Consider the following 24,947-nt stretch of genomic DNA (forward strand, 5'->3'; position numbering starts at 1 on the left):
AGGGGCTGCGGTGGTCCGCGGTTTTTATCGTTGATGTGTCTGATGGTATACCGTAATACCTTCTTTGCAAGCGGAATTTTCCAGGCCGCGCAGAACACGATGAACGGCACAGTCCCCGGTTTCATTGGCGTGGCCGCTGAAAACAGTGCGCGAAGAGAGGACGGAGAGCAGATCAGCTGCGCCGAAAAAGCCCGGTGCAGTGTTGTCAAAAGCTTGGAATACCATAATATGGTGCGCAGCTGAGAGGCCGCCCCGAGCGGTTTCCTTACAACGATAAAAACGACCTTTCGAGCTGAAATCCTATGTCCCAACCGTCGTCGCAACACGCGTTTGTCGAAAATCACACGGTCGATTACGTGCCACCCGCCGAGCGCCACGGGAAGGCGCGCGACCTGTTCACCCTCTGGTTCAGCACCAACATCGCGCCCCTGCCCATCGTCACCGGCGCCATGGTGATCCAGGTGTTCCACCTGAACCTGTTGTGGGGCCTGGTCGCCATCGTGCTGGGGCACCTGGCCGGCGGCGTGGTGATCGCCCTGGCCTCGGCGCAGGGGCCGCAACTGGGCATTCCGCAGATGGTGCAGAGCCGTGGCCAGTTCGGCCGCTACGGCGCGCTGCTGATCGTGTTCTTCACCGCGCTGATCTATGTCGGCTTCTTCATTTCCAATATCGTCCTGGCCGGCAAGACCATCCACGGCATCACCCCGAGCGTGCCGATGCCGGGTGCGATCGTGATCGGCGCGTTGAGCGCGACGGCCATCGGTGTGATTGGCTACCGCTTCATTCATATCCTCAACCGCATCGGCACTTGGGTGATGGGGTCGGCGCTGCTGGCCGGCTTCGTCATGATGTTCGTCCAGGAGCTGCCGGCCGACTTCTTCAGCCGGGGTGCCTTCAACCTGTCGGGCTTCATCGCCACCGTGTCGCTGGGCACCATCTGGCAGATCAGCTTCTCGCCGTACACCTCCGATTATTCGCGCTACCTGCCGCGTGAAGTGGGTATAGCCAGGCCGTTCTGGGCCACCTATTTCGGTGCCACCCTGGGTACCATCCTGTGCTTCAGCTTCGGGGCGGTGGCGGTGCTGTGCGTGCCCGAAGGCACCGACGCGATGGATGCGGTCAAGCAGGCCACGGGTTGGCTGGGGCCGATCCTGATGGTGCTGTTCCTGCTCAACATCATCAGCCACAACGCCCTCAACCTGTACGGCGCGGTGCTGTCGATCGTCACCGCGATCCAGACCTTCGCGGCGCAGTGGACGCCGAGCATCAAGGTGCGGGTGGTGCTGGCCTCGGTGATCCTGGCGGGTTGTGGGCTGGTGGCACTGAATGCGTCGGCGGGCTTCATCGGCCAGTTCATCGGGCTGATCCTGGCGTTGCTGCTGGTGCTGGTGCCGTGGGCGTCGATCAACCTGGTCGACTTCTATGTGATCAAGCGGGGGCAGTACGATATTGCCTCGATCTTCCGGGCTGACGGTGGGATCTATGGCCGCTTCAACCACCACGCGATCATTGCCTATGCCTGCGGCATCCTGGTGCAGTTGCCGTTTGCCAATACGTCGCTGTATGTGGGGCCGTATTCGAATATCGTCGAAGGGGCGGACCTGTCGTGGTTGTTCGGGTTGATCGTGACGGTGCCGCTGTATTACTGCCTGGCGACGCGCGGCCAGCCGGTGAAGGCGGGGCGGGTGATTGAGGTGAATGACTGACAGAGTGGTTCGCCGGCAAGCCGGCTCCTACAGCGATCCCCTGTAGGAGCCGGCTTGCCGGCGAACGGGCTGTGCTCAGACCTTGAACTGCGCCACCATCCCGTTCAACTCCACCGCCAGCCGCGACAGATCCTGCGCCGCCGCGCTGGTCTGGTTGGCCCCCGCCGAGGTCTGCATCGCCAGGTCGCGGATGTTCACCAGGTTGCGGTCCACCTCCCGCGCCACCTGCGCCTGCTGTTCGGAGGCGCTGGCGATCACCAGGTTGCGCTGGTTGATCGCGGTGATGGCTTCGGCAATTACCTCAAGCGCCTGCCCGGCCGACTGCGCCACCTCCAGCGTGCCACTGGCCCGGCCCTGGCTGCTGTGCATGGCGCTCACCGCACGCTCGGTGCCGGTCTGGATGCCACCGATCATCTGCTCGATCTCAGCCGTCGACTGCTGGGTGCGGTGGGCCAGGGCGCGCACTTCATCGGCGACCACGGCGAAACCACGCCCGGCCTCGCCGGCACGGGCGGCTTCGATGGCGGCGTTGAGGGCCAGCAGGTTGGTCTGCCCGGCGATCGAGCCGATCACATCGAGCACCTGGCTGATTTCGTTGGCGCGGGTAGCCAGCTGTTCGATCTCCTGCGAGGTGCCGGTCACGTCCGCGACCAGCAGCTGGATCGAGCTCAGGGCCTGGTTGACGCGGTCGCGGCCGTCGCGGGTGTTCTGGTCGGCGCCTTTTGAGGCGTCGGCCGTGCTCACTGCGTTGTTCGCCACTTCCTCGACGGCGGCCGTCATCTGGTTGACCGCCGTGGCAGCCTGGTCGATCTCGGCGCTCTGCTGGTGCAGGCCGCGGCTGGTGTCCTCGGTGACAGTGTGCAGTTCCTCCGAGGCCGAGGCCAGCTGGTCGGAGGACGCTGCAATCTTGCGCAAGGTCTCGCGCAGGCTCTGCTGCATCTGGCCCAGAGCACGCAGCAGCAGGGCCGGTTCGTCACGGCCGGTCACCGCGATGTCGCGGGTCAGGTCGCCGACGGCGACACGCTCGGCCACTGCCACGGCGTCGGCCAGCGGCAGCACGATGCTGCGGGTGAGCAGGGTGGAGATGACCACCAGCGCCAGCAGGATCACCACCAGCGCACCTATCAGCAGCTTGAATGCCTCGTCGGACGCGTTGCTGCTGCGCAACGAGGCCTGTTCGGCGCCCTGGGTGTTGTATTCCACCAGGGCGCCCAGGGCCTTCATCATGCTGTCGGCATACTCGGCCAGCGGGCCGTTGGCCAGGCGTCGGGCCTCATCCAGCTGGTCGTGGCCAGCTGCATCGCGAATGGCTTTCTGCAGGCCGTGGTAGCGCTCGCTCAGGCTCATGAAGGTGGTGAACAGGGCCCGGTCGTCCTGGGCGATGATGGTGCTTTCGTAGGCCTTGAGGTCGCCTTCGAGTTGCTGGTTGACCTCGACGATACGGGCCAGGGTGGCGTGGCGGGTGGCGGGGTCGTCTTCGAGTACGCTGCGCAGGGTGAGGGCGCGGGCACGGCCCAGGTTGGTGCTGACATCGCCCAGGGCGATGACCGCGGGCATCCAGGTGACGCGGATCTCATCGGTGGCGCTGTCCATCTTGCGGGTTTCATAGAGGGCGATCAGGCCCATGGCCAGGACCAGGATCCCTAGGAGGGTGAACACAGTGGCTGCCCGAATGCCGATCTTCATATTCCTTAATTGCATGCAACGCTCCTTGACGATGGCTGGCAGGCGTCAAGAGCGCGGGTTTACCGGGCTCGGTGGTTCAGGCTCTCGATGCACTGCTTGGGGGTGTGATTTCCTCATTTTTCGTATTGTTTTTCTTCGATAGTGCCATAACGCCACTATTATTGACCAGTCATCCAAAGTAATAACGAAAATTGAAAGGCCCGTCACTTATGAGACGGGCCTGTCTTTTAGCGTCACGCCACGATCGGGATCAGCGGGTCGGCGGCCGCCAGGGCTTGCGCGCGATCGGCGGCGGGCGGGTAGATCCACACCGAGTTGATCTGGCGCTTGAGGTTTTTGCCTTCCTGGCCCTCAAGCACAAGTTCGCGCTCCCAGCCTTCGCTGTACGCCGCGCCCCAGTCGCCCAGGTCGAGACAGGTGACGTACTTGGGCTGGCGGTAGGTTACCGGCGCCAGGCCCAGCAGGTCGGCCATGGCGTTGTTGCCCGAGTGGCGGCCCATGGGGATGGCGTGCTGGCAGGTCATCAGGGCGTGGTTGCCCAGCTCGTCGACCTTGGCCCAGGCGGTGTCGCCGGTGGCGTAGATGTGCGCCTGGCCGACCACTTTCAGATGGTCGTCGACCCGCAGCCGGCCGAAGCTGTCGCGCTCACCGTCGATTTGCGCGGTCAGCGGGCTGGCCTTGACGCCCACCGTCCAGATCACTGTCTTGCTGGCGATGTATTCGCCGTTGTCGAGGGTCACGCCACCGGCGTCGACCGCCACCACCGAGGTGTTGGTCAGCCACTGTACGCCGGCCTGTTCACTGGCGGCGACGATGGACGGGGTGATGCCGGCGCCCAGTGCCGCGCCGACGCTCTGGCCGCGGTCGACCAGGATCACCCGGGCATGGCCTTCGCCGAGAATGGCACGCAGGCGGGCAGGCATTTCGGTGGCGGTCTCGATGCCAGTGAAACCACCGCCGCACACCACCACGGTGTTGCGCGCCGGAGAGGCCGGTTGCGCGGCCAGGGCGACCAGGTGTTGCTCCAGGCGCATGGCCGACTCCATCTGGTCGACATCGAAGGTGTGCTCGGCCAGGCCCGGCACGGCGGGGCGGGCAACCTGGCTGCCGGCGGCGAGGATCAGGCGGTCGTAACCAAGCTGCTGGCGCTGACCGTTGCCGTCGAGATAGCCGACCTGGCGCGCGTCGCTGTCGATGTGCTCGGCGCTGCCCTGGATGAACGTGACCCCGACCGCGTCGAGCAGTTCGCCCACCGGGGCCATCAAGGTGTGCACGTCGGCCTCGTAGAAGCGCGGGCGGATACGCAGTTCCGGTTGCGGGGCGAGCACGCTGATGCGCACGTCGCCACGCTGGGCCTGGTCGAGCAGGCGGGCGGCGCTCAGGGCGCTCCAGACACCGGCAAAGCCGGCACCGATGATCAGGATATGGGAAGTCATGTGGGTGCTCCGCGAGGGTGGGAAAGGGGCTTCGGTCAGGGTTTGGTTGCCTGGCGAATAACTACGACTGTATTGATCGTAGTTTAGTGAGGCAAGTGTTTTTTCCATCCGACCCTGTCGATGACGCCGCTGAAACCTGTCGCAAACGGCGTGGTTAAAGGCTTTAGGGCGCTTTAGATTTTTTTGGCGAACGACGGGCGGCGCGGGGTGGCTTTGCTTGTACTGGCTGGAAGGCGTACTATTTGCGACAAATTCAGTCGGAGATTGACATGTCGCTTTACAGTGCCGGCGTCGAGTACGGCATCCATTGCCTGCTGTTCCTGGTGGACGAGCGCGGGGATAGCCGCGAGGCCAGCGTGCGCGACCTGGCCGAGCTGCAGGGGGTGCCCCAGGAGTACCTGGCCAAGGTGTTCACCAAGCTGGCCCGGGCGGGGTTGGTGGTGGCCACCGAGGGCGTGCGCGGCGGGTTTCGCCTGGCGCGGCCGTCGGACGAGATCACCGTGCTGGATATCGTCACGGCCATCGATGGCGCGAAGAAGATTTTTGACTGCCGGGAGATCCGCGAGCGTTGCGCGGTGTTCGAGGGCTCGGCGCCGGGGTGGGCGACCGAGGGCACCTGCGCGATCCACGCGGTGATGCTGGGCGCGCAGAAGCGCATGGAAGAGGCGCTGGCGCAGCAGACCATTCTCGACCTGGCGCGGCGGTTCGGGCGCAAGGCGCCGGCTGAGTTCGGGCAGAGGGTCAATGACTGGATGAGCGAGCGGCGGGACGGGAAGGGCGGGGATATTCCGGTGGTGGCTGTTTGATCTGCTTGTGATTTGCAGTGTCTTTAAGACCGAGCGCCGCTCTGCGGCGCATCGCGGATGAATCCGCTCCTACACAGGCAGGCGGGGCGACAGCGGCCGAATGTAGGAGCGGATTCATCCGCGATGCGCCGCGGGGCGGCGCCCGATCTCAAGCACGCCGCAAGACCCTCCCTGATCACCGAGCGGTCAAATGCATCGCCAACTGCACCAACCCAATCAAGACGAAAATGAATACCAAGGTGAACACCGTCCCCATCACGATGAAATGACTGGCCTTGCCATAGGTGAAATCCCGCGCCCGGTTCTTGCCGCTTTGCACGCCAAACGCCGCCGCCAGCACACTTTGCAGCATCTGCCAGAACCCGGGCGCCTTGCCGGAATCACGATCGTCCATGAGTAGCTCCTCACGCCAGAAGCAATCACGACCAGTGTAGGAGATCGAGCGGCAGGCTGCCCGCAGCGCCCACTCATCCGGCCAGCTTTGGCTATCCTTGCCCTTTCACCGGAGGCTCCTCGCTGGGCGGATCGCCCACGGTCGGCGGCACGGTCGGTTTGATCGGCAACTCGTCCGGGTCTTGTTCAGGCACCGGCGGCGGCAACGTCGGGTCGTCGATGTTCGGATCGGGCGTCTCCGGTGGAATGGGAATGTTCATGGCCTGACCTCGCGGGGTGAGTGAAGAGGTAGTGCAGGCTTCGACCCTGGCCACCGTCATTCGCTCATTTTTTTTGAACCCCCGCGCGCCAGCACGGCTCTGAACCCTTACCGCCACCAGCCAAACGGAGCGAGTGCGATGTCAGGTAACGAGCCCTTCGAAAGCGGGCCCATGGCCAACGATCACCCGGACCAGGCCATCAGCCTGTCGCAAGCGTTGCTGGCGCCCCGCATCGTGATCGAGGACGCAAGCCCGGTGCTCGATGCCGGTGCCTTCGCGGCCAAGGCGGTGCGCGGGCAGAAGGTCGAGGTCAGTGCAAAGGTCTACAGCGACGGCCACGATCGCCTGGCGGTGACACTGCACTGGCGCCAGGCCCATAGCCGACGCTGGCATTGCGTGGCCATGCACTCGCCGGGCAACGACCTGTGGCTGGCCGCGTTCACGCCCACGGACCTGGGCCTGCATGTGTTCAGTATCCAGGCCTGGATCGACCCTTTCGCCACCTATTGCCACGACCTGGAAAAGAAATACGCCGCAGGCGTGGACGTGCGGCTGGAGCTCGAGGAGGGCCGCTTGTTGCTGGGCAAGGGCATCGAGCGCAGCGACGGTGCCTTGCGCGAGCAACTCGGGCAATTGTGCGAACGCCTGCCCGAGCTGCCGGTGGACGACCAGGTGGCACTGCTGCTGCATCCCGACGCCGCGCGGCTGATGGGTGAGGCTGAGCACCGCAGCTACCTGACCCACAGTCCCGAGTATCCGGTGGATGTCGACCGCGAGGCAGCGTTGTTCGCCAGTTGGTATGAACTGTTCCCGCGTTCGGTCACCGATGATCCGCAGCGTCACGGCACCTTCGACGCGGTGCACCAGCGCCTGCCGATGATCCGCGACATGGGTTTCGATGTGCTGTACTTCCCGCCCATCCACCCCATTGGCATGAAGCACCGCAAGGGCCGTAACAATGCGCTCCAGGCCGAGCCTGGCGACCCCGGCAGCCCCTACGCCATTGGCAGCCCGGAGGGCGGCCACGACGCCATCCACCCGCAGCTGGGCAGCCGCGAGGATTTCCGCCGTCTGGTGGCCGCAGCCGCCGAGCATGGCCTGGAGATCGCCCTGGACTTCGCCATCCAGTGCTCCCAGGACCACCCCTGGCTGACCGAGCACCCGGGTTGGTTCAGCTGGCGCCCCGACGGCACCATCCGCTATGCCGAGAACCCGCCCAAGAAGTACCAGGACATCGTCAATGTCGACTTCTATGCACCGGAGGCGGTGCCGTCGCTGTGGCTGGCCCTGCGTGACGTGGTGGTCGGCTGGGTGGAGGAGGGGGTCAGGACGTTCCGCGTCGACAACCCGCACACCAAGCCGCTGCCGTTCTGGCACTGGTTGATCGCCAATGTGCGTGGCCAGTACCCCGATGTCATCTTCCTCGCCGAAGCCTTCACCCGCCCGGCGATGATGGCGCGGCTGGGCAAGGTCGGCTACGCCCAGAGCTACACCTACTTCACCTGGCGCAACAGCAAGCAGGAGCTGCGCGAATACTTCGAGCAACTGAACCAGCCGCCCTGGAGCCAGTGCTACCGGCCGAACTTCTTCGTCAACACGCCGGACATCAACCCCTTCTTCCTGCAAACCTCCGGCCGCCCGGGCTTTCTCATCCGTGCCGCCCTGGCGACCCTGGGCTCGGGGTTGTGGGGCATGTATTCGGGCTTCGAGCTGTGCGAGGGCACACCGTTGCCAGGCAAGGAGGAGTACCTGGATTCGGAGAAGTACGAGATCCGCCCGCGCGACTTCAACCAGCCTGGCAACATCGTCGCCGAGATCGCCCAGCTCAATCGCATTCGCCGGCAGAACCGCGCGCTGCAGACGCACTTGGGGGTGCTGTTTCTCAACTGCTGGAACGACAACATCCTCTACTTCGCCAAGCGCACCCCCGAGCGCGACAACGTCATCCTGATCGCCATCAGCCTTGACCCCTACAACGCCCAGGAGGCCAGTTTCGAACTGCCGTTGTGGGAGCTGGGGCTGGACGACAACGCCGACACCCTGGGCGAGGACCTGATGAGCGGCCACCGCTGGACCTGGCACGGCAAGACCCAGTGGATGCGCATCGAGCCCTGGCAGCAGCCGTTCGGCATCTGGCGTATCGAACGTTCCCGATAGGGGCCGCTTTGCGGCCCATCGCCGGCAAGCCGGCTCCTACAAGGGCGCGCGGTACCTGTAGGCGCCGGCTTGCCGGCGATGGGCTGCAAGGCAGCCCCGATACAGCAACCCGAACAGAAAGGAGTCGCACATGGCCAAGCGTTCCCGCCCGGCAGCCTTCATCGACGATCCGCTGTGGTACAAGGACGCGGTGATCTACCAGTTGCACGTCAAATCGTTCTTCGACTCGAACAACGACGGCATCGGCGATTTCGCAGGGCTGATCGGCAAGCTCGACTACATCGCCGAACTGGGCGTCAACACCCTCTGGCTGCTGCCGTTCTACCCTTCGCCCCGGCGCGACGACGGCTACGACATCGCCGAATACAAGGCCGTGCACCCGGACTACGGCAGCATGGCCGACGCCAAGCGCTTCATCGCCGAGGCCCACAAGCGCGGCCTGCGGGTGATCACCGAACTGGTCATCAACCACACCTCCGACCAGCACCCCTGGTTCCAGAAGGCCCGCCACGCCAAGCGCGGCAGCAAGGCCCGGGACTTCTACGTGTGGTCCGACGACGACCAGAAATACGACGGCACGCGGATCATCTTCCTCGACACCGAGAAGTCCAACTGGACCTGGGACCCGGTCGCCGGCCAGTACTTCTGGCACCGTTTCTACTCGCACCAGCCGGACCTCAACTTCGACAACCCGCACGTGATGAAGGCGGTCATCGACGTGATGCGTTTCTGGCTCGACATCGGCGTCGACGGCCTGCGCCTGGACGCCATTCCCTACCTGATCGAGCGTGACGGCACCAACAACGAGAACCTTCCCGAGACCCACGTGGTGCTCAAGGCGATCCGTGCCGAGATCGACGCCAACTACCCCGACCGCATGTTGCTGGCCGAGGCCAACCAGTGGCCGGAGGACACCCGGCCGTACTTCGGCGAAGGCGACGGTGACGAATGCCACATGGCCTTCCATTTCCCGCTGATGCCGCGCATGTACATGGCCCTGGCCATGGAGGACCGCTTCCCGATCACCGACATCCTGCGCCAGACCCCGGAAATCCCGGCCAACTGCCAGTGGGCGATCTTCCTGCGCAACCACGATGAACTGACCCTGGAGATGGTCACCGACCGCGAGCGCGACTACCTGTGGAACTACTATGCCGAAGACCGCCGCGCGCGCATCAACCTCGGCATTCGCCGGCGCCTGGCGCCACTGCTGCAGCGCGACCGCCGGCGCATCGAACTGCTCACCAGCCTGCTGCTGTCGATGCCCGGCACCCCGACCCTGTACTACGGCGACGAGCTGGGCATGGGCGACAACATCTACCTGGGCGACCGCGATGGCGTGCGCACCCCCATGCAGTGGTCGCCGGACCGCAACGGCGGGTTCTCCCGGGCCGACCCGCAGCGCCTGGTGCTGCCGCCGATCATGGACCCGCTGTACGGCTACCAGACCATCAACGTCGAGGCCCAGGCCCACGATCCCCACTCGCTGCTCAACTGGAACCGCCGCTTGCTGGCGGTGCGCAGCCAGCAGCAGGCCTTTGGCCGGGGCAGCATGAAGATGCTCAGCCCGAGCAACCGGCGCATCCTTGCCTACCTGCGCGAATACACCGACGCGAATGGCAACAACGAGATCGTGCTGTGCGTGGCCAATGTCTCGCGCACCGCCCAGGCGGCGGAGCTGGAGTTGTCGCAGTACGCCGACAAGGTCCCGGTGGAGATGCTCGGGGGCAGTGCCTTCCCGCCCATCGGCCAGTTGCCGTTCCTGCTCACCTTGCCGCCCTATGGCTTCTACTGGTTCCTGCTGGCGCCCCACGACCGTATGCCCAGCTGGCATATCCAGCCCAGTGAAGGGTTGCCCGAACTGACCACCCTGGTGTTGCGCAAGCGTCTGGAGGAGCTGCTCGAAACGCCTTCGCGCGACACCCTGGAGCAAGCGATCCTGCCGCAGTACCTGCCCAAGCGGCGCTGGTTCGCCGGCAAGGAAGGGCCGCTCGACCAGGTGCGCTTGCACTATGGCGTGCGCTTCGCCACGGCCACATTGCCGACGCTGCTCGCGGAGCTCGAGGTGCACAGCGAGGGCGTGGTCAGCCATTACCAGCTGCCGTTCGGCCTGCTGCCGGAGGAGCAGATCAGTGCCGCGCCACCCCAGCAGCTGGCGCTGTCCCGGGTACGGCGCGGTCGGCAGGTGGGCCTGATCACCGATGCCTTCGTGCTGGAGCCCTTTGTCCGTGCGGTGCTGCAGGCCTGCCAGGGCAACACCCGGCTGCCCTGTGGTGATGGCCTGGGCGAGCTGCATTTCACCTGCACGCCACAACTGGCCGCACTGGGCATCGATGACGAAAGCGAGGTGCGTTACCTCAGCGCCGAGCAGTCCAACAGTTCGGTGGTGGTGGGCGGCAGCCTGGTGCTCAAGTTGATCCGCCGGGTCAATCCGGGCATTCACCCGGAGCTGGAAATGAGCGCCTACCTCACCGCTGCGGGCTTCGCCAACATCTCGCCGTTGCTGGCCTGGGTCAGCCGCGTGGACGCGGCGGGCGAGCCGCACCTGCTGATGATCGCCCAGGGTTACCTGAGCAACCAGGGCGACGCCTGGGGTTGGACCCAGAACACCCTGGAGCGGGCGATCCGTGACCAGATGGAACCCGCCACTGGCGAAGCGGACGCGCACACCGATGCCTTGGTCGAGCTCACCGGTTTCGCCGCCTTGCTCGGCCAGCGCCTGGGCGAGATGCACCTGTTGCTGGCCGCGCCGACCGAGGACCCGGCCTTCCAGCCACGGGCAAGCGATGAGCAGGATAGCCAGCGCTGGAACCGCCAGATCAACGCCGAGCTCAACCATGCCCTCGACCTGCTGGCCGAGCACCGCGCCGCGCTGGACGGCGACAGCCAGGCCCTGGTCGACGAACTGCTGCAACAACGCGAAGGCCTCGCCCAGCACATCGGCAACCTCGCCCGGCAAGCCCAGGGCGGTGTGCTGATGCGCGTGCATGGCGACCTGCATCTGGGCCAGGTGCTGGTGGTGCAGGGCGATGCCTACCTGATCGATTTCGAGGGCGAGCCGTCGCGCCCGCTGGACCAGCGCCGCGCCCGGCACAGCCCGTACAAGGATGTCAGCGGCGTGCTGCGCTCCTTCGACTATGCTGCTGCGATGATCCTGCGCAGCGCCTCGGCGGTCGACCTTTCCGACGCGGCGCGCCAGGCCCGTCAGCGGGTTGCCCGGCAGTACCTGCACCAGTCGCGCCATGCCTTCGTCGAAGCCTATGGCCTGGCCACCGCGGCCATGCCCCATGCCTGGCAGCAGGCGGACGGGGCGCGCGCGGCACTGGAACTGTTCTGCCTGGAGAAGGCCGCTTACGAAATCACCTATGAAGCCGAGAACCGGCCGGGCTGGTTGGCCGTGCCTTTGCATGGCTTGCATGGGTTGAGTAGGAGCGGCTTCAGCCGCGATGAAGGCAGCGCGGTGCCTGGCACCCGCTCTGCGGGTGATCGCGGCTGAAGCCGCTCCTACAGAGGGCAGGGCGGGGCATTATTAAGAACCTATGAAAAGGGGCAGTGAGATGAATGCAACCACGCGTGACAACGGCGGCCTTCGGCAACGGGACCTGGATGCCCTGGCCCGCGCCGAGCACGCCGACCCGTTCGCCGTGCTCGGCCCGCACGCCGATGGTGCGGGCGGCCAGATTATCCGTGCCTTCCTGCCCAGCGCCCTGGGTGTGCGCGTGCTGGCACGCCACGACGGGCGCGTGCTCACCGAGATGCTGCAGGCCAGCCTGCCGGGGCTGTTCACCGCGCACCTGGGCGAAACGCAACCGTATCTGTTGCAGATCGTCTGGGCCGGTGGCGAGCAGGTCACCGAGGACCCCTACAGCTTCGGTCCGCAGTTGGGCGACATGGACATGTACCTGTTCTCCGAGGGCAACCACCGCGACCTGTCCGGGCGTTTCGGCGCGCAGCCGACCCAGGTCGACGGCATCGACGGCGTGTGTTTTTCGGTGTGGGCACCCAATGCCCGGCGCGTGTCCGTTGTCGGTGATTTCAACAACTGGGATGGCCGCCGCCACCCCATGCGCCTGCGCCACAGCGCCGGGGTGTGGGAGCTGTTCGTGCCTCGGCTCGGCGTTGGAGAAACCTACAAGTTCGAAGTGCTCGGCAAGGACGGTGTGCTGCCGCTCAAGGCCGACCCCCTGGCCCGCGCCACCGAGCTGCCGCCGAGCACCGCGTCGAAGGTGGCCGGGGCACTGGCCCACGATTGGCGCGATCACGGCTGGATGGCGCAGCGCGCCCAGCGCCACGCCTACAACGCGCCGCTGTCGATCTACGAGCTGCATGCCGGCTCCTGGCGCTGCGAGCTGGACGATGCCGGCGAGGTCGCGCGCTTCTACAACTGGCGCGAACTGGCTGAGCGTCTTGTGCCTTATGTTCAGGAACTGGGCTTCACCCATATCGAGCTGATGCCGATCATGGAGCACCCGTTCGGCGGCTCCTGGGGCTACCAGCCGCTGTCGCTGTTCGCGCCCACCTCGCGCTACGGCAGCGCCGAGGACTTCGCCGCGTTCGTCGATGCCTGCCACCAGGGCGGTATCGGTGTGATCCTCGATTGGGTGCCGGCGCATTTCCCCACCGACGAGCATGGCCTGGCGCGTTTCGACGGCACCGCGCTGTACGAGTACGACAACCCGCTGGAAGGCTTCCATCAGGACTGGAACACGCTGATCTACAACCTCGGGCGCAACGAAGTGCGTGGCTTCATGCTGGCTTCGGCGTTGCACTGGCTCAAGCACTTCCACATCGACGGCCTGCGCGTGGACGCGGTGGCTTCGATGCTCTACCGCGACTATTCGCGCAAGGCCGGCGAATGGGTGCCCAACCGTCACGGCGGGCGCGAAAACCTCGAAGCCATCGACTTCATTCGCCACCTCAACAGCGTGGCCGCCCATGAAGCGCCGGGCGCGCTGATCATCGCCGAGGAGTCCACCGCCTGGCCCGGCGTCAGCCAGCCGGTGCAGCAGGGCGGCCTGGGGTTCGCCTACAAGTGGAACATGGGCTGGATGCACGACACCTTGCATTACATCCAGAACGACCCGATCCACCGCACCTACCACCACAACGAGATGAGCTTCGGGCTGATCTACGCGTACTCCGAGCACTTCATCCTGCCCATCTCCCACGACGAGGTGGTGCACGGCAAGCATTCGCTGATCGACAAGATGCCCGGTGACCGCTGGCAGAAGTTCGCCAACCTGCGCGCCTACCTGACCTTCATGTGGACCCACCCGGGCAAGAAGTTGCTGTTCATGGGCTGCGAGTTCGGCCAATGGCGCGAGTGGAACCATGACCAGCAACTGGACTGGTACCTGCTGCAATATTCCGAGCACCAGGGCGTGCAGAAGCTGGTGACCGACCTCAACCGGCTGTACCGTGAACTGCCGGCGCTGCACGAGCAGGATTGCCAGCCCCAGGGGTTCCAGTGGCTGATCGGCGACGACGCGCACAACAGCGTGTATGCCTGGTTGCGCTGGAGCAGCCAGGGCGAGCCGCTGCTGGTGGTGGCCAACTTCACCCCGGTGCCGCGAGAGGGGTACCGGATCGGTGTGCCGTTCGGGGAGCGTTGGGAAGAATTGCTGAACAGTGATGCGGGGCTGTATGCGGGGTCGAACGTGGGCAATCTGGGGGCGGTATCGGCCGATGAGGTCGCCAGCCATGGGCAACCGTTATCGCTGGCACTTAACCTGCCGCCGTTGGGGGTGTTGGTGATGAAACCGGCATAGGCCGGGCTACCGCTGTTCGCCGGCAAGCCGGCTCCTACAGGCGTGCGCGATCCCTGTAGGAGCCGGCCTTGCCGGCGAACCGCGCTACCAGCGCATCCGTATCCCCAGGCTGCCGATCAACCCATTCAGGTCATTGTCATCCACATCGCTGCTGTAGTCGGCACTGACGAACAGCGCCACATTCGGCGACACCCGCGCCACCAGCCCCAACCCCAACTCCACCGTAGTGGCGCTGCGCGCGCTGGAGATCTTGTCCACCTGGTCCAGCTTCACCGTGTCGGTGTTGCTGAAGTCATGCCAGACGTTGGTGCGCACGTAGGGTTCGATGGGCATGCCGCTGACTTCATAGCGCGCCGACAGCTTGGCACCGACCCGGCCGCTCCAGGTGGGCTGGCTGTCGAAGGCCTGCAGGGTTTCCTCCTGAGCCTGGCTACCGGGGAAGAACTGCTGGTTGATCAACTGCGCCTGGGGTTCGATCACCCAGCCGCCACCCAAACCGATGGGGTAGCCGCCTTCCACCGAGAAGGTCATCGCATGGCCGCTGTCGTCGACCCGCTCGCCGGCCTGGGAGCGGCCGTTGACGTCGATGCGCGTGCCCATGGCCACCGCGTCCACGTGCCAGCCCTGCTCGTGGGTCATGCTCCAGTACACGCCCAGGCTCTCGCCGCTGAGGTTCACCGCGTCGCGCTGCTTGTCACCCAGCAGGGGGCGCATGCCGTTGAAGCTGCTTTGCAGGTTGTTGTGCCCCATGAAGATCCCCGCGCGGTGCACGCTGCCGTCGCTGGCCTCGCGCACGAACAGGTCCGGGCCGATCATCAGTTGCTGGCTGGGGGCTTCCAGTTGCGCCGGCGCCTGGGCGCCGATGCGCGGGGCACCGGGGAAGAACTGTGCCCACTGGCTGGCGATCGTATCCGGCGTGGCCGGGCCGTGGCGCTCGCCCATGCGTTCGGAGAAGGCGTTGAGCAAGCCCTGGTTGAGACCGCTGGCGTTCACCGGGTCCAGGGATAGTCGCGGCACCTCGGGCTGTTCCAGAAAGCGGGCGAAGGGCTCGCCTTCCTGCGCTTCGAAAGCGAAGGTTTCCACCGGGGTTGCCAGAAGCAGCGACGTGGAAACCGCGTAGAAAAAGACATCGAAACGCGAGGGATTCGAGGTGCTTTTCATGGCGGATCTCCTGTTGAGGGTTGAGGGACAGCACGTGGGGCAACCGCAGAGCAGGCCTTGCGTCACGAGCTGTACGTCAAAAACAGGGCGACCCAAGCCAGCGCGCCAGCCTCGAAGGGCGCGCACGAAGGCGCGAGCTAGAGGCCCGGCACGAGTTTTTACGTCTGCTGATTACTGTTCAGCTAAGGAGAGGACGGGGCTTGCGTCAAGAAATCGTGAATGGGGTGGTAAAGGCTCGTTTATCAATGTAACCGTTTGATTTTCGGCGTTTTTGAAGTGGGTATATCGATAATGGTGATTTGCCGTTGCCGCGCTATGCCGAATCGTTGCTACAGAGGCTTCGCGGTGAGACCAATGTTCGCCGGCAAGCCGGCTCCTACAGGTACCGCGCAGAACCTGTAGGAGCCGGCTTGCCGGCGAATTGGCGCAATAGCGCAACGTCCAATTCAGGACAAACCACCTCATTCCTCCTCACGCTGCAACGCCATCAACTGCAACGACCGCCCCTTGACCTCGAACACCGTCTCGAACTGCAGGTGTTGCGGCTTGCGCATCTCCGGCCGGTCGGTGTCCACCAGGCAGCTCCAGTAGTCACCTTCTGGCACCGTCGGCAGGGTGAACGGCACCACGTCGTGGTAGGCATTGACGATCAACAGCAGCGTCGCCTCGGCGCCGGGCCGGGCAATGCCGCTGACCTGGGCGCGGCCGTCCATCAGCATGCCCAGGCAGCGCCCGTGCGGGTCTTCCCACTGCTCGACAGTCATCTCCTCGCCGTCGGGGGCGAGCCAGGTGACGTCCTTGACGCCGATCGCCTCGTTGTAGTCGCCGACCAGGAACCGCGAGCGGCGCAGGATCGGGTAGGCCAGGCGCAGCCGGGTCAGGCGCTTGACGAAGGCCAGCAGGTCCTTGCCGTCCTGGTCCAGGTCCCAGTTCACCCAGCCGATCTCGCTGTCCTGGCAGTAGGCGTTGTTGTTGCCGTGCTGGGTGCGGCTGAACTCGTCGCCGGCGACGATCATCGGCGTGCCCTGGGCCAGCAGAAGGGTGGCGAAGAAGTTGCGCATCTGGCGCATGCGCAGGGCGTTGACCTGCGGGTCGTCGGTGGGGCCTTCCACGCCGCAGTTCCACGACAGGTTGTTGTGGGTGCCGTCCTGGTTGTTCTCGTCGTTGTCCTCGTTGTGTTTCTCGTTGTACGAAACCAGGTCGCGCAGGGTGAAACCGTCATGGGCGGTGACGAAGTTGACCGAGGCGTAGGGGCGTCGGCCGCGGTTGTTGAACAGGTCGCCCGAGGCGGTCATGCGCGAGGCGAAGTCGGCGAGCATGCCTTCATCGCCCTTCCAGAAACTGCGCACGGTGTCGCGGAAGCGGTCGTTCCACTCCGCCCAGCCGGGGGCGAAGTTGCCCACCTGGTAACCGCCGGGGCCGCAGTCCCAGGGTTCGGCGATCAGCTTGACCTGGCTGAGCATCGGGTCCTGGCGGCAGGCGACGAGAAAGCCATGGCGCTCGCTGTAGCCGTCGTGGTAGCGCCCGAGGATGGTCGCCAGGTCGAAGCGGAAACCATCCACGTGCATCTCGCCGGCCCAGTAGCGCAGCGAGTCGGTGACCAGTTGCAGCACGCAGGGGTGGCTCAGGTCGAGGGTGTTGCCGGTGCCGGAATCGTTGATGTAGAAGCGCTTGTCGTCGGGCATCAGGCGGTAGTACGAGGCGTTGTCGATGCCGCGCATCGACAATGTCGGGCCGCGCTCGTTGCCTTCGGCGGTGTGGTTGTAGACCACGTCGAGGATCACCTCGAGCCCGGCGTCGTGAAGGTGCGCGACCATCTCCTTGAACTCGGCGATCTTGCCGCTGGCCAGGTAGCGGGGGTGGGGGGCGAAGAAGGCGATGCTGTTGTAGCCCCAGTAGTTGTTCAGGCCCTTGTCCAGTAGGTGCTGGTCGTTGACGAAGGCGTGGATCGGCAGCAGCTCGATGCTCGACACGCCGAGGGCCTTGATGTGCCCGAGCAGTTCGTCGTTGGCAAGGCCGGCGAAGGTGCCGCGCAAGTCCTCCGGTACAGCGGGGTGGCGCATGCTGATGCCGCGGGTGTGGGCCTCGTAGAGGATCGTGCGCTCCCAGGGGATCAGCACGCGCTGGTCGCGGCCCCAGGTGAAGGCCGGGTCGATGACCTTGCACTTGGGCACGAAGGGCGCGCTGTCGCGCTCGTCGAACGACAGGTCGCCGTCGGGGTGGCCGATGGTGTAGCCGAACAGCGCCTCGGACCATTTCAGCGTGCCCACCAGCTGCTTGGCGTAGGGGTCGATCAGCAGCTTGTTGGGGTTGAAGCGATGGCCGTTGGCCGGGTCGTACGGGCCGTGCACGCGGTAGCCGTAGACCAGGCCGGGGTGGGCGTCCGGCAGGTAGCCGTGGTAGATCTCGTCGGTGTACTCGGGCAGCTCGATGCGCTCGAGCTCGTGCTCGCCGGTCGAGTCGAACAGGCACAGTTCGACCTTGCTGGCGTTGGCCGAGAACAGGGCGAAGTTGACCCCCAGGCCATCCCAGGTGGCGCCGAGCGGAAACGGCAGGCCTTCGCGGATGCGCGACGGGGCGACGGAACGGGTTTTCTTCGGGGCGCGGGGGCTCATGGCGGTCCTCATGGTCCGGGTGAAGGGGCAAGCCCGCTCCCACGATGGCGGTGACGCGATCATCGGGTAGGAGCGGGCTTGTCCCGCGAAGAGGCCGGTACAGGCGCTGAAGACGTGTCAGCCCGCCGTTGGCTTCTTCACTGCCCGAGGCTTCTTGACGGCAGCGGGTTTCTCCGCCGGCACTACCTTCGGTTTGGCGGCCACCTTCTTGCGCGGCGCGGCTTTAGGCGCCAACGACTCGGCCTCGGCGAGCTTGCGCGCCATGTCCCAATGGCGGTCCTCCTGGCCGGCCGGCTTACCCTCCGACTCCCAGATCTGATAGGCGAATTCGCGAATACGTTTTTCATCGACACTCATCACGACACTCCTGAATGCAGTTAGGCATGATCAATCAACACATTGACCGGAAACTCCGCCAGTACGGTGCTCAACAACAGCTCCCTTGAAGGGGTGACCGCGGCACCGGCGAAAAGTCCCGAACAGTTGGCAGGCGACAAGGCGAACGGCAAGGTCAGCCGGGTATCGTCCCAGTTCTGTGCCGGGATCAATGGGGTCGAGGTGTTGCCCAGCAGGGCGCTGGCCAGCCTCGGTACGACGATGACGGCGCGTTCGCCTTCGCCCAGGCGGGCGAAGGCGAGCACCTTGTCAGCGTGACGCCCGCGCACGGTGAGCGGCAGGTAGGCGCCACGCTGGAACAGCTCGGGGTGGGCCTGGCGGCAATCCAGCACCCGTGCGATCAATGCCTGCTTGATGCGGCCGTCGCGCCAGTGGGCGAGCAGTTCGGCCGCTGGTGCGCTGTCGTCCAGGCTGGCCCGCCGTGCAGCGTAGTCCACCGGGCGGCGGTTGTCCGGGTCGACCAACGACAGGTCCCAGAACTCGTTGCCCTGGTACAGGTCGGGCACGCCGGGCGTGGTCATGCGCAACAGACACTGGGCCAGGCCATTGAGGGCGCCGGGGCAATCGAGACGGCGCGCGGCGTCGTGCAGGGACTGGCGCAGTTGCTGGTTCTCGTCGTCCAGCAACAGGCCGTCGACATAGCCAGCACAGGCCTGTTCATAGGCTTCGTTGGGCGCCGCCCAGCTACTGCGCAACTTGGCTTCGCGCAGCGCCTTGCATTGCCACTGGCGAATGCGTTCGGCATAGGCGCGCAGGGCCACGGCATCGTGCAGGTCAAGGTCCAGTGGCCAACTGCCGAGCAGGGTCTGGTACAGCATCAGCTCATCGCCCGGGCTGGGCGCGACGCCATCGTCCAGCACGGCGCGCAGGGGCGTTGCCAGCTCGCGCCAATGCTCGAAACGGCTGGCCAGCCAGGGCCCGCGCTCGCTGAGCAGCGCCAGGCGGGCGCGGCAGTCTTCGCCACGCTTGTGGTCGTGGGTGGCGGTGGCCAGCAGGTTGTCGGGGAAGTCGCGCAGGCGGCGTTGTGCCTCGTTGTGGAACCAGGCGGGATCGGCGCTGAAGCGTTCGGCGTCGAAACCGACATCGTTGCGCGACAACAAGCGGCCGGAGCGATAGAACGCGGTGTCCTCCACCGCCTTGGCGGCGCTGGGCGCGGTCAACTGCTGAAAGCGCACGCAGGCGTGGCGCAGGTGCTTGCGTGGTTGGCCGGGGGGTAGCTGGCGCCAGGGCTGGCCGCCCAGCCATTGCTCAAGGTGATCGAGCAACGGCCAGTCGGCTTCACCCAGTGATGATCGCGCACCGGCCAGCGCCTGCTGGAAGCACGCTTCGTCCTCGGTTGGCCGGCCACCGGCATGGATGTAGGTGCGGTACACCGGATAGTGCTCGACCAGTGCTTGCAGTGCGCGACGGATGGCCCCCAGGGTGAGGTCGCGGGTCATCAGGTCGTCGCGGGCCACCTGCAGCAGGGCCTGGGCCACCGACTCGCAGTCGCCGGCAAGGCTGGCGTTGAGCACCAGGTGGCGGGCCTCGCGCACTTCGTCAGGGAAATCGGGGCGCTCGCTGACATCGCGCCACAGCTCGCTCAAGGGGGCCTCGCCAGCGGGATCGTGCTGCAGCAAGGACACTTGGTTCATGAACTCGTAGCCGGTGGTGCCATCGGTGAGCCAGTCACGGTGCAGGTGTTCGTCCGGGCCGAGAATCTTCTCCACGTAGATCGGGAAATGCTCGACGGCGGCCGGCATGGGCCGGTTGGCCAGCAACCGCTCGACGCGCCGTCGCAGGTTGCGGCAGTAGCGACGTGGGTCGGCAAGGCCGTCGATATGGTCGATACGCAGGCCATCCACCAGCCCCCGCTCGATCAGCGCGAACAACTTGGCGTGGGTCGCTTCGAACACTTCCGGGCGCTCCACCCGCAGGCCACCCAGTTCGTTGATGTCGAAGAAGCGTCGCCAGTTGATGTCGTCGGCGGCGGTGCGCCAGCTGGCCAGGCGGTAGACCTGGCGCTCGAGCAGCAGGTGCAGGCGCTTGAAGCCCGCCGCGTCGCGGCTGTCGAAGGCGGCGAGGGCACCCTCGAGTTGCACTCCGGCAGCGGCCAGGCGCGCCAGTTCGCGGTGCAGGGGCGGGGCGTCGGCCAGCGGCTCGGCGGCTTCGTGCAGGGCGCTGAAACGTTGGGCCAGGGCGTGCAGGCGAGGGTCCTCGGCCTGGCCGAGGATGCGCCCGTAGTCCAACGGGCAGATCGGGAACCGGTGTTGATGGTGGGCGACCTCGAACAGGCCTTGATCCGCGTCGAACGTCAGCGGGATTTCACCGTCGCGCAAGGCCACGCCGTAGTCGCTGCCGAGGAAGGGCAACAGCAATTGCCCGGCCAGCAGCGGGTCGCTGGAGTGCCACTGGATATCGAAGAACGTCGCGTATGGGCTGCGCCGCCCCCAGGCCAGCAGGCTCTGCCACCAAGGGTTGTCTGCACCGCCCACGGCCATGTGGTTGGACACGGTGTCGAGGATCAGCCCCATGCCATGCTGGCGCAGGGCGGCCACCAGGCGCTCCAGCGCCGCCTCGCCCCCCAGCTCGGGGTTGACCCGGGTCGGATCGACCACGTCATAGCCGTGGCGTGAGCCTGCGCGGGCGGTGAGGATCGGCGAGGCGTAGACATGGCTGATGCCGAGCCGGGCGAAATAGGGCACCAGCGGCACGGCGTCATCGAGGGTGAAGTCGCTGTGCAGTTGCAGGCGCAGGGTCGCGGTCAATGGCCTCATCGATCACGCTCCCAGGCCTGCTCGCGGGCCTGTGCCAGCAGCTCCAGGCGGCGGGCGGCGTCCTCGTCGTCGAGCAGGTCGCGCACCGGCGTCCTGAAGCGTCGTCGCCAGTTGGGGTGGCCCTCGGTGGTGCCGGGCAGGTTGGGTTGTTCGTCGCAGCCCAGCAGGTCTTCCAGGGGCACCAGCACCAGCGGGGCGCGGGTATGGCCGACGTAGCGTATCGCGGCGTCGATCAGTGCGCCGTCGTCCGCCAGGGGGCCGTAGTTCTGCTCCAGGGTGCGGCGCAGGCCGTCGCGCTCCAGTGCCCGCGCATGCCGCCAGTGCAGTTCTGCGGCGGCCTCGATCAGCTTCAGGCGGTGGCTCCAGTCGATATCGCGGCCCGCCAGCCAGCCGGCCAGGGGCGCAAGGTCATGGGTGCCGGTGGTGGCCAGGGCGTTGTCGGGCCAGTCGAGGATCGGTGTGAAATGCCCGGGCGCGGCCTGCTCGAAGGGCAGCACGCGCATGCCCAGCACGGCCTTGTCGGCCAGGCGTTCACGCAGGCCTTCGGGGACGGTGCCAAGGTCTTCACCGAGGATGATTGCCTGGTGGCGTACCGACTCCAGGGCCAGCAGGCGCAGCAGGTCGTCCAGCGGGTACTCCAGGTAGGCGCCCTCGCTGGGCTTGGCGCCACGGGGCACCAGCCACAGCCGGCGCAGGCCCATCACATGGTCGATGCGCAGGCCGCCGGCATGGGCCAGGTTGGCCCGCAGCATCTCGATGAAGGCGCGGTAGCCGTTGCGCTTGAGGCCTTCGGGCGAGAAGGCGCAGATGCCCCAGTCCTGCCCGGCGCGGTTGAGGATGTCCGGGGGCGCGCCGACCTTGAGGTCGGCCAGCAGCTCATCCTGGCGGCTCCAGGCCTGGCTGCCGGCACCGTCGGCGCCCACCGCCAGGTCGGCGATCAGGCCGATGGCCATGCCATTGCCGCGCGCGGCGTCCTGGGCCCGTTGCAGGCTGCGTTCGGTCAGCCACTGGCAGAAGGCATGGAACTCCACGCGGGCGGGGTAGGCATGGGCAAAGGCCTCGACTTCCGGGTGGTAGGGGTCGTGCCAGGCCGCTGGCCAGGTGCGCCAGTCGGACCCCAGGCCGTGTTCCATGGCATGGGCCTGCAGCACCTCGAAGCGGCAGTGGTGCTCGAGCTTTTCACCGCCACTGGCGCGGAACCGGTCGAAATCTTCGCGCAGTGGATGATTGCCCTGGCTGAAGTCCTGGTAGAGGGCTTCGAGCAAGCGCAGGCGGGCATCGGCGGCCCGTGGCCAGTCGACCAGCGGGCGCTGCTCCAGGTCTTCGAGTGTCTGCTCCAGGCCGCAGGCTTCGATCGCCATGCGTACGGCACGCTCGCCCAGCAGGGCGGCGGGGCTGGCGTACAGGGTGTTGAGCAGCAGGCGGCTGGAGGGCGAGTAGGGGCTGTAGTGCTGCTGGTCGATCACCGACAACGCGTGGATCGGGCTGATCGCCAAGGCTTCGGCGCCGCGCTCGGCGGCGTTGCGCGCCAATTGCTCCAGGGCCAGGCAGTCGCCGTAGCCGCCATCGCCGGGGCGACGCAGGCTGTACAACTGCACCGCCAGGCCCCAGCAGCGGGGCGGTGTTTGCTCCACGCGGTCTTGCAGGGCATGGCAGCGCAGGGGCGCCACCGCCACGGTGAAGCTTCGGCCGTCGATGTCCAGTTGGTGGTAACCCAGCGGCAGTTCGCCCGGCAGGCGGGCCTGGGCGTCCAGTTGCAGCGTTTGCTGGCTGCCGTCTTCCAGGGTGCAGCGCACCGTGCTGCCGGCACTGAAGTAGCGTTGCAGGTCGAGTGGCTGGCCACTGTCGACGGTGATCAAAGGTGGCAAGTGCTCGCTGTCCTGCGCCTGCGCGACCGCAAGCAGGCTGGCGTCGATGGCCGCGCGGTCATGGGCCGGGTGCCCGAGGCCTTGCAAGACCTGGCGCAACACGTCATCGCTGACCTGCTGCGGGCGGTTGTTGGCATCGACCCAGTCGCGGGCCAGGCCCATCTGGGCAGCCAGGCGATGGAGGGGCTGTTCGCTCATGGCATCTCCTGGTCGGGGGGCAGCAGGCTGACCACGCAACTGTGCGCGGCCAGCGTCGAGTCGGGGTGGGCGTTGTCGCTGCTGTCGTACAGGCGCTGCGCCAGGGGCGGCAGTTGCACCGGCTGCGGTTGCGTGTCGAGGTTGAGGTCGATGCGCAGCACGTGGCCATCGCCCAGTCGCCAGCGGGCGGTCAATGCCTTGTCGCCCAGCACGTCGGTGCCCAGGGCGCGGGTGCCGGGCAGGTGCGGGATGATGTGGCGCCTGCGCAGGTCGAGCAGTTGCTGATACAGGCCATGCCAGCCGGCCAGCACCTCCTTGTGGTGCAGCCTGGAGATGTCGAAGGTGGTTTCGGCATTGGGGTCGGGGATTCGCTCGCGCTGCCGCGGGTCGGTGAAGGCGCTGAAATGGGCGAACTCGCCGCGCCGGCCTTCGCGCACGGCATCGGCCAGTTCGTCATGGAAGTCGGTAAAGAACAGGAACGGCTCGCGGCTGCCGTCTTCATCGCCCATGAACAGCAGCGGGATCATCGGCGTCAGCAACAACAGCGCGGTGGCGGCGCGCAAGGCCTGCGGCGGGCACAGGCGGGTCAGGCGTTCGCCCAGGGCGCGATTACCGACCTGGTCATGGTTCTGCAGGAACAGCACGAACGCAGTGGGCGCCAGGTGCCCGCTGGGCTCGCCCCGGGGCACGCCATGGCGATCGGGCTGGCCCTGGAACGCGAAGCCTTCGGCGAGGCAGCGGGCCAGTTGCTCGATGGGGCGTTTCGCGTAGTCGGCGTAGTAGCCTTCGGTTTCGCCGGTCAGCAGCACGTGCAGGGCATTGTGGCCGTCATCGTTCCACTGGGCGTCGAAGCCTTGCTGCAGCAGCGAGGCCTGGTTGTGTTCGTTTTCCAGCACCAGCCAGACCTGGCGCCCCGGCTCGACGGCAGCGCGCACCCGCTGTGCCAGCTCGACCAGGAAATCCGGCTGGTCGATGGCGTGCACGGCGTCCAGGCGCAGCCCGTCGCAGCGGTAATCGCACAGCCACATCAGCGCGTTCTGGATGAAGTACTCGCGCACTTCGGGCTTGCGAAAGTCGATGGCCGCGCCCCAGGGCGTCTGCCGGTCATCGCGAAAGAACGGGCTGGCATAGCGGTGCAGGTAGTTGCCGTCGGGCCCGAAGTGGTTGTAGACCACGTCCACCAGCACCATCAGGCCGTGGCCATGGGCAGCGTCGACCAGCGCGCAGAATTCCAGCGGCGTGCCGTAGCTGTGCTGAGGCGCGAAGGGCAGCACGCCGTCATAGCCCCAGTTGCGCTCGCCTGGGAACTGCCCCAGGGGCATCAGCTCGATGGCGCTGATGCCGAGCGCGGCCAGGCGTGGCACTACCTCGGCGACACCGGGGTAACCGCCGAGCAGGCCGACGTGCAGCTCCTGGATCACGGCTTCATGCCAGGGCCGGCCCTGCCATGGGTGTTGCCAGGCGTAGCCGCTCAGGTCCACCAGCGCGCTTGGGCCCTGTACGCCTTCGGGCTGGTAGCGCGAGGCCGGGTCGGCCACCTGCAGTTCATCGTCGATCTGAAAGTGATAACGATCGCCCGCCTGGCAGGCGGTGACCACGCTGTACCAGCCATCGCCCTCGGCCAGCAGCTCGACGGGCGGTCGCTGCCCGATTTCCACGCTCACGCTGCGCGCATCCGGTGCCCAGAGGGCGAAGCGCGCCGACGTGGCGTCCAGCAACTGTGCGCCATGCCTGTGCATCG

General features: G+C 66.2%; 15 protein-coding genes. 5 read left to right on the forward strand and 10 right to left on the reverse strand.

The genetic code is table 11. The annotated features are described in order from the left end of the window. Positions 1-302: 302 nt before the first annotated feature. Entirely contained in the window at positions 303-1,706 is a 1,404-nt protein-coding gene (locus PSEEN_RS09485; RefSeq protein WP_011533273.1) for a purine-cytosine permease family protein, read from the forward strand. Between the two features lie 75 nt (positions 1,707-1,781). Here the strand turns inward: PSEEN_RS09485 and PSEEN_RS09490 are convergent, their stop codons facing one another. Together PSEEN_RS09490 and PSEEN_RS09495 are read right to left on the reverse strand one after the other, a co-directional pair. Next, positions 1,782-3,407 carry a methyl-accepting chemotaxis protein gene (locus PSEEN_RS09490; protein WP_011533274.1) on the reverse strand — a complete coding sequence of 542 codons (1,626 nt, stop codon included), beginning with the start codon at positions 3,405-3,407 and terminating at the stop codon, positions 1,782-1,784. Between the two features lie 218 nt (positions 3,408-3,625). After that, entirely contained in the window at positions 3,626-4,828 is a 1,203-nt protein-coding gene (locus tag PSEEN_RS09495; protein WP_011533275.1) for an NAD(P)/FAD-dependent oxidoreductase, read from the reverse strand. Between the two features lie 269 nt (positions 4,829-5,097). Here PSEEN_RS09495 and PSEEN_RS09500 point away from each other — a divergent pair, with 269 nt between their 5' ends. Continuing rightward, a complete protein-coding gene (locus PSEEN_RS09500; protein WP_011533276.1) occupies positions 5,098-5,634 on the forward strand; it encodes an RrF2 family transcriptional regulator in 537 nt (178 codons plus the stop codon). 175 nt (positions 5,635-5,809) lie between these two features. Here PSEEN_RS09500 and PSEEN_RS09505 read toward each other — a convergent pair whose 3' ends face one another. Both PSEEN_RS09505 and PSEEN_RS26850 read right to left on the reverse strand, forming a co-directional pair. Next, a complete protein-coding gene (locus PSEEN_RS09505; protein WP_011533277.1) occupies positions 5,810-6,028 on the reverse strand; it encodes a DUF2970 domain-containing protein in 219 nt (72 codons plus the stop codon). Between the two features lie 91 nt (positions 6,029-6,119). After that, positions 6,120-6,287, reverse strand: a complete 168-nt coding sequence (locus PSEEN_RS26850; RefSeq protein ID WP_011533278.1) for a hypothetical protein — start codon at positions 6,285-6,287, stop codon at positions 6,120-6,122. A 138-nt stretch (positions 6,288-6,425) separates the two neighbouring features. Between PSEEN_RS26850 and PSEEN_RS09510 the strand changes: the two genes are divergently transcribed. The 3 genes from PSEEN_RS09510 to glgB all read left to right on the forward strand — a co-directional run bounded on the left by PSEEN_RS09510 (position 6,426) and on the right by glgB (position 14,212). Further along, positions 6,426-8,444, forward strand: a complete 2,019-nt coding sequence (locus PSEEN_RS09510; RefSeq protein ID WP_011533279.1) for an alpha-1,4-glucan--maltose-1-phosphate maltosyltransferase — start codon at positions 6,426-6,428, stop codon at positions 8,442-8,444. Positions 8,445-8,574: 130 nt separating this feature from the next. Beyond that, positions 8,575-11,940 carry a maltose alpha-D-glucosyltransferase gene (gene treS, locus PSEEN_RS09515; protein WP_011533280.1) on the forward strand — a complete coding sequence of 1,122 codons (3,366 nt, stop codon included), beginning with the start codon at positions 8,575-8,577 and terminating at the stop codon, positions 11,938-11,940. 61 nt (positions 11,941-12,001) lie between these two features. Beyond that, positions 12,002-14,212 (forward strand): 1,4-alpha-glucan branching protein GlgB, encoded by a 2,211-nt coding sequence (glgB, locus tag PSEEN_RS09520; protein ID WP_044487934.1) that lies wholly within the window; start codon positions 12,002-12,004, stop codon positions 14,210-14,212. 84 nt (positions 14,213-14,296) lie between these two features. On the opposite strand, the gene PSEEN_RS09525 is transcribed toward glgB, so the two are convergent. The 6 genes from PSEEN_RS09525 to treZ all read right to left on the reverse strand — a co-directional run bounded on the left by PSEEN_RS09525 (position 14,297) and on the right by treZ (position 24,945). Further along, on the reverse strand, positions 14,297-15,373 hold the full coding sequence (locus PSEEN_RS09525) for an autotransporter domain-containing protein (protein ID WP_011533282.1): 1,077 nt from the start codon (positions 15,371-15,373) through the stop codon (positions 14,297-14,299). 461 nt (positions 15,374-15,834) lie between these two features. Beyond that, positions 15,835-17,988 (reverse strand): glycogen debranching protein GlgX, encoded by a 2,154-nt coding sequence (gene glgX / locus PSEEN_RS09530; RefSeq protein WP_011533283.1) that lies wholly within the window; start codon positions 17,986-17,988, stop codon positions 15,835-15,837. A 117-nt stretch (positions 17,989-18,105) separates the two neighbouring features. Further along, on the reverse strand, positions 18,106-18,348 hold the full coding sequence (locus tag PSEEN_RS09535) for a DUF2934 domain-containing protein (protein WP_044487935.1): 243 nt from the start codon (positions 18,346-18,348) through the stop codon (positions 18,106-18,108). Positions 18,349-18,365: 17 nt separating this feature from the next. Next, complete coding sequence (locus PSEEN_RS09540) at positions 18,366-21,140, reverse strand: malto-oligosyltrehalose synthase (protein ID WP_011533285.1); 2,775 nt, start codon at positions 21,138-21,140, stop codon at positions 18,366-18,368. Next, positions 21,137-23,206 (reverse strand): 4-alpha-glucanotransferase, encoded by a 2,070-nt coding sequence (gene malQ, locus PSEEN_RS09545; protein WP_011533286.1) that lies wholly within the window; start codon positions 23,204-23,206, stop codon positions 21,137-21,139. Before malQ ends, PSEEN_RS09540 begins: the two co-directional genes overlap by 4 nt. Further along, positions 23,203-24,945, reverse strand: a complete 1,743-nt coding sequence (gene treZ / locus PSEEN_RS09550; RefSeq protein WP_011533287.1) for a malto-oligosyltrehalose trehalohydrolase — start codon at positions 24,943-24,945, stop codon at positions 23,203-23,205. Before treZ ends, malQ begins: the two co-directional genes overlap by 4 nt. Positions 24,946-24,947: the final 2 nt, after the last annotated feature.

The organism is Pseudomonas entomophila L48 (assembly GCF_000026105.1).
GTDB classification, from domain to species: Bacteria; Pseudomonadota; Gammaproteobacteria; order Pseudomonadales; family Pseudomonadaceae; genus Aquipseudomonas; species Aquipseudomonas entomophila.

Excerpts from the sequence above, each read along its gene's own strand:
- PSEEN_RS09485 (WP_011533273.1), top strand. The coding sequence starts at position 303 with ATGTCCCAACCGTCGTCGCAACACGCGTTTGTCGAAAATCACACGGTC.
- PSEEN_RS09490 (WP_011533274.1), bottom strand. The coding sequence starts at position 3,407 with ATGCAATTAAGGAATATGAAGATCGGCATTCGGGCAGCCACTGTGTTC.
- PSEEN_RS09495 (WP_011533275.1), bottom strand. The coding sequence starts at position 4,828 with ATGACTTCCCATATCCTGATCATCGGTGCCGGCTTTGCCGGTGTCTGG.
- PSEEN_RS09500 (WP_011533276.1), top strand. The coding sequence starts at position 5,098 with ATGTCGCTTTACAGTGCCGGCGTCGAGTACGGCATCCATTGCCTGCTG.
- PSEEN_RS09505 (WP_011533277.1), bottom strand. The coding sequence starts at position 6,028 with ATGGACGATCGTGATTCCGGCAAGGCGCCCGGGTTCTGGCAGATGCTG.
- PSEEN_RS26850 (WP_011533278.1), bottom strand. The coding sequence starts at position 6,287 with ATGAACATTCCCATTCCACCGGAGACGCCCGATCCGAACATCGACGAC.
- PSEEN_RS09510 (WP_011533279.1), top strand. The coding sequence starts at position 6,426 with ATGTCAGGTAACGAGCCCTTCGAAAGCGGGCCCATGGCCAACGATCAC.
- treS (WP_011533280.1), top strand. The coding sequence starts at position 8,575 with ATGGCCAAGCGTTCCCGCCCGGCAGCCTTCATCGACGATCCGCTGTGG.
- glgB (WP_044487934.1), top strand. The coding sequence starts at position 12,002 with ATGAATGCAACCACGCGTGACAACGGCGGCCTTCGGCAACGGGACCTG.
- PSEEN_RS09525 (WP_011533282.1), bottom strand. The coding sequence starts at position 15,373 with ATGAAAAGCACCTCGAATCCCTCGCGTTTCGATGTCTTTTTCTACGCG.
- glgX (WP_011533283.1), bottom strand. The coding sequence starts at position 17,988 with ATGAGCCCCCGCGCCCCGAAGAAAACCCGTTCCGTCGCCCCGTCGCGC.
- PSEEN_RS09540 (WP_011533285.1), bottom strand. The coding sequence starts at position 21,140 with ATGAGGCCATTGACCGCGACCCTGCGCCTGCAACTGCACAGCGACTTC.
- malQ (WP_011533286.1), bottom strand. The coding sequence starts at position 23,206 with ATGAGCGAACAGCCCCTCCATCGCCTGGCTGCCCAGATGGGCCTGGCC.
- treZ (WP_011533287.1), bottom strand. The coding sequence starts at position 24,945 with ATGCACAGGCATGGCGCACAGTTGCTGGACGCCACGTCGGCGCGCTTC.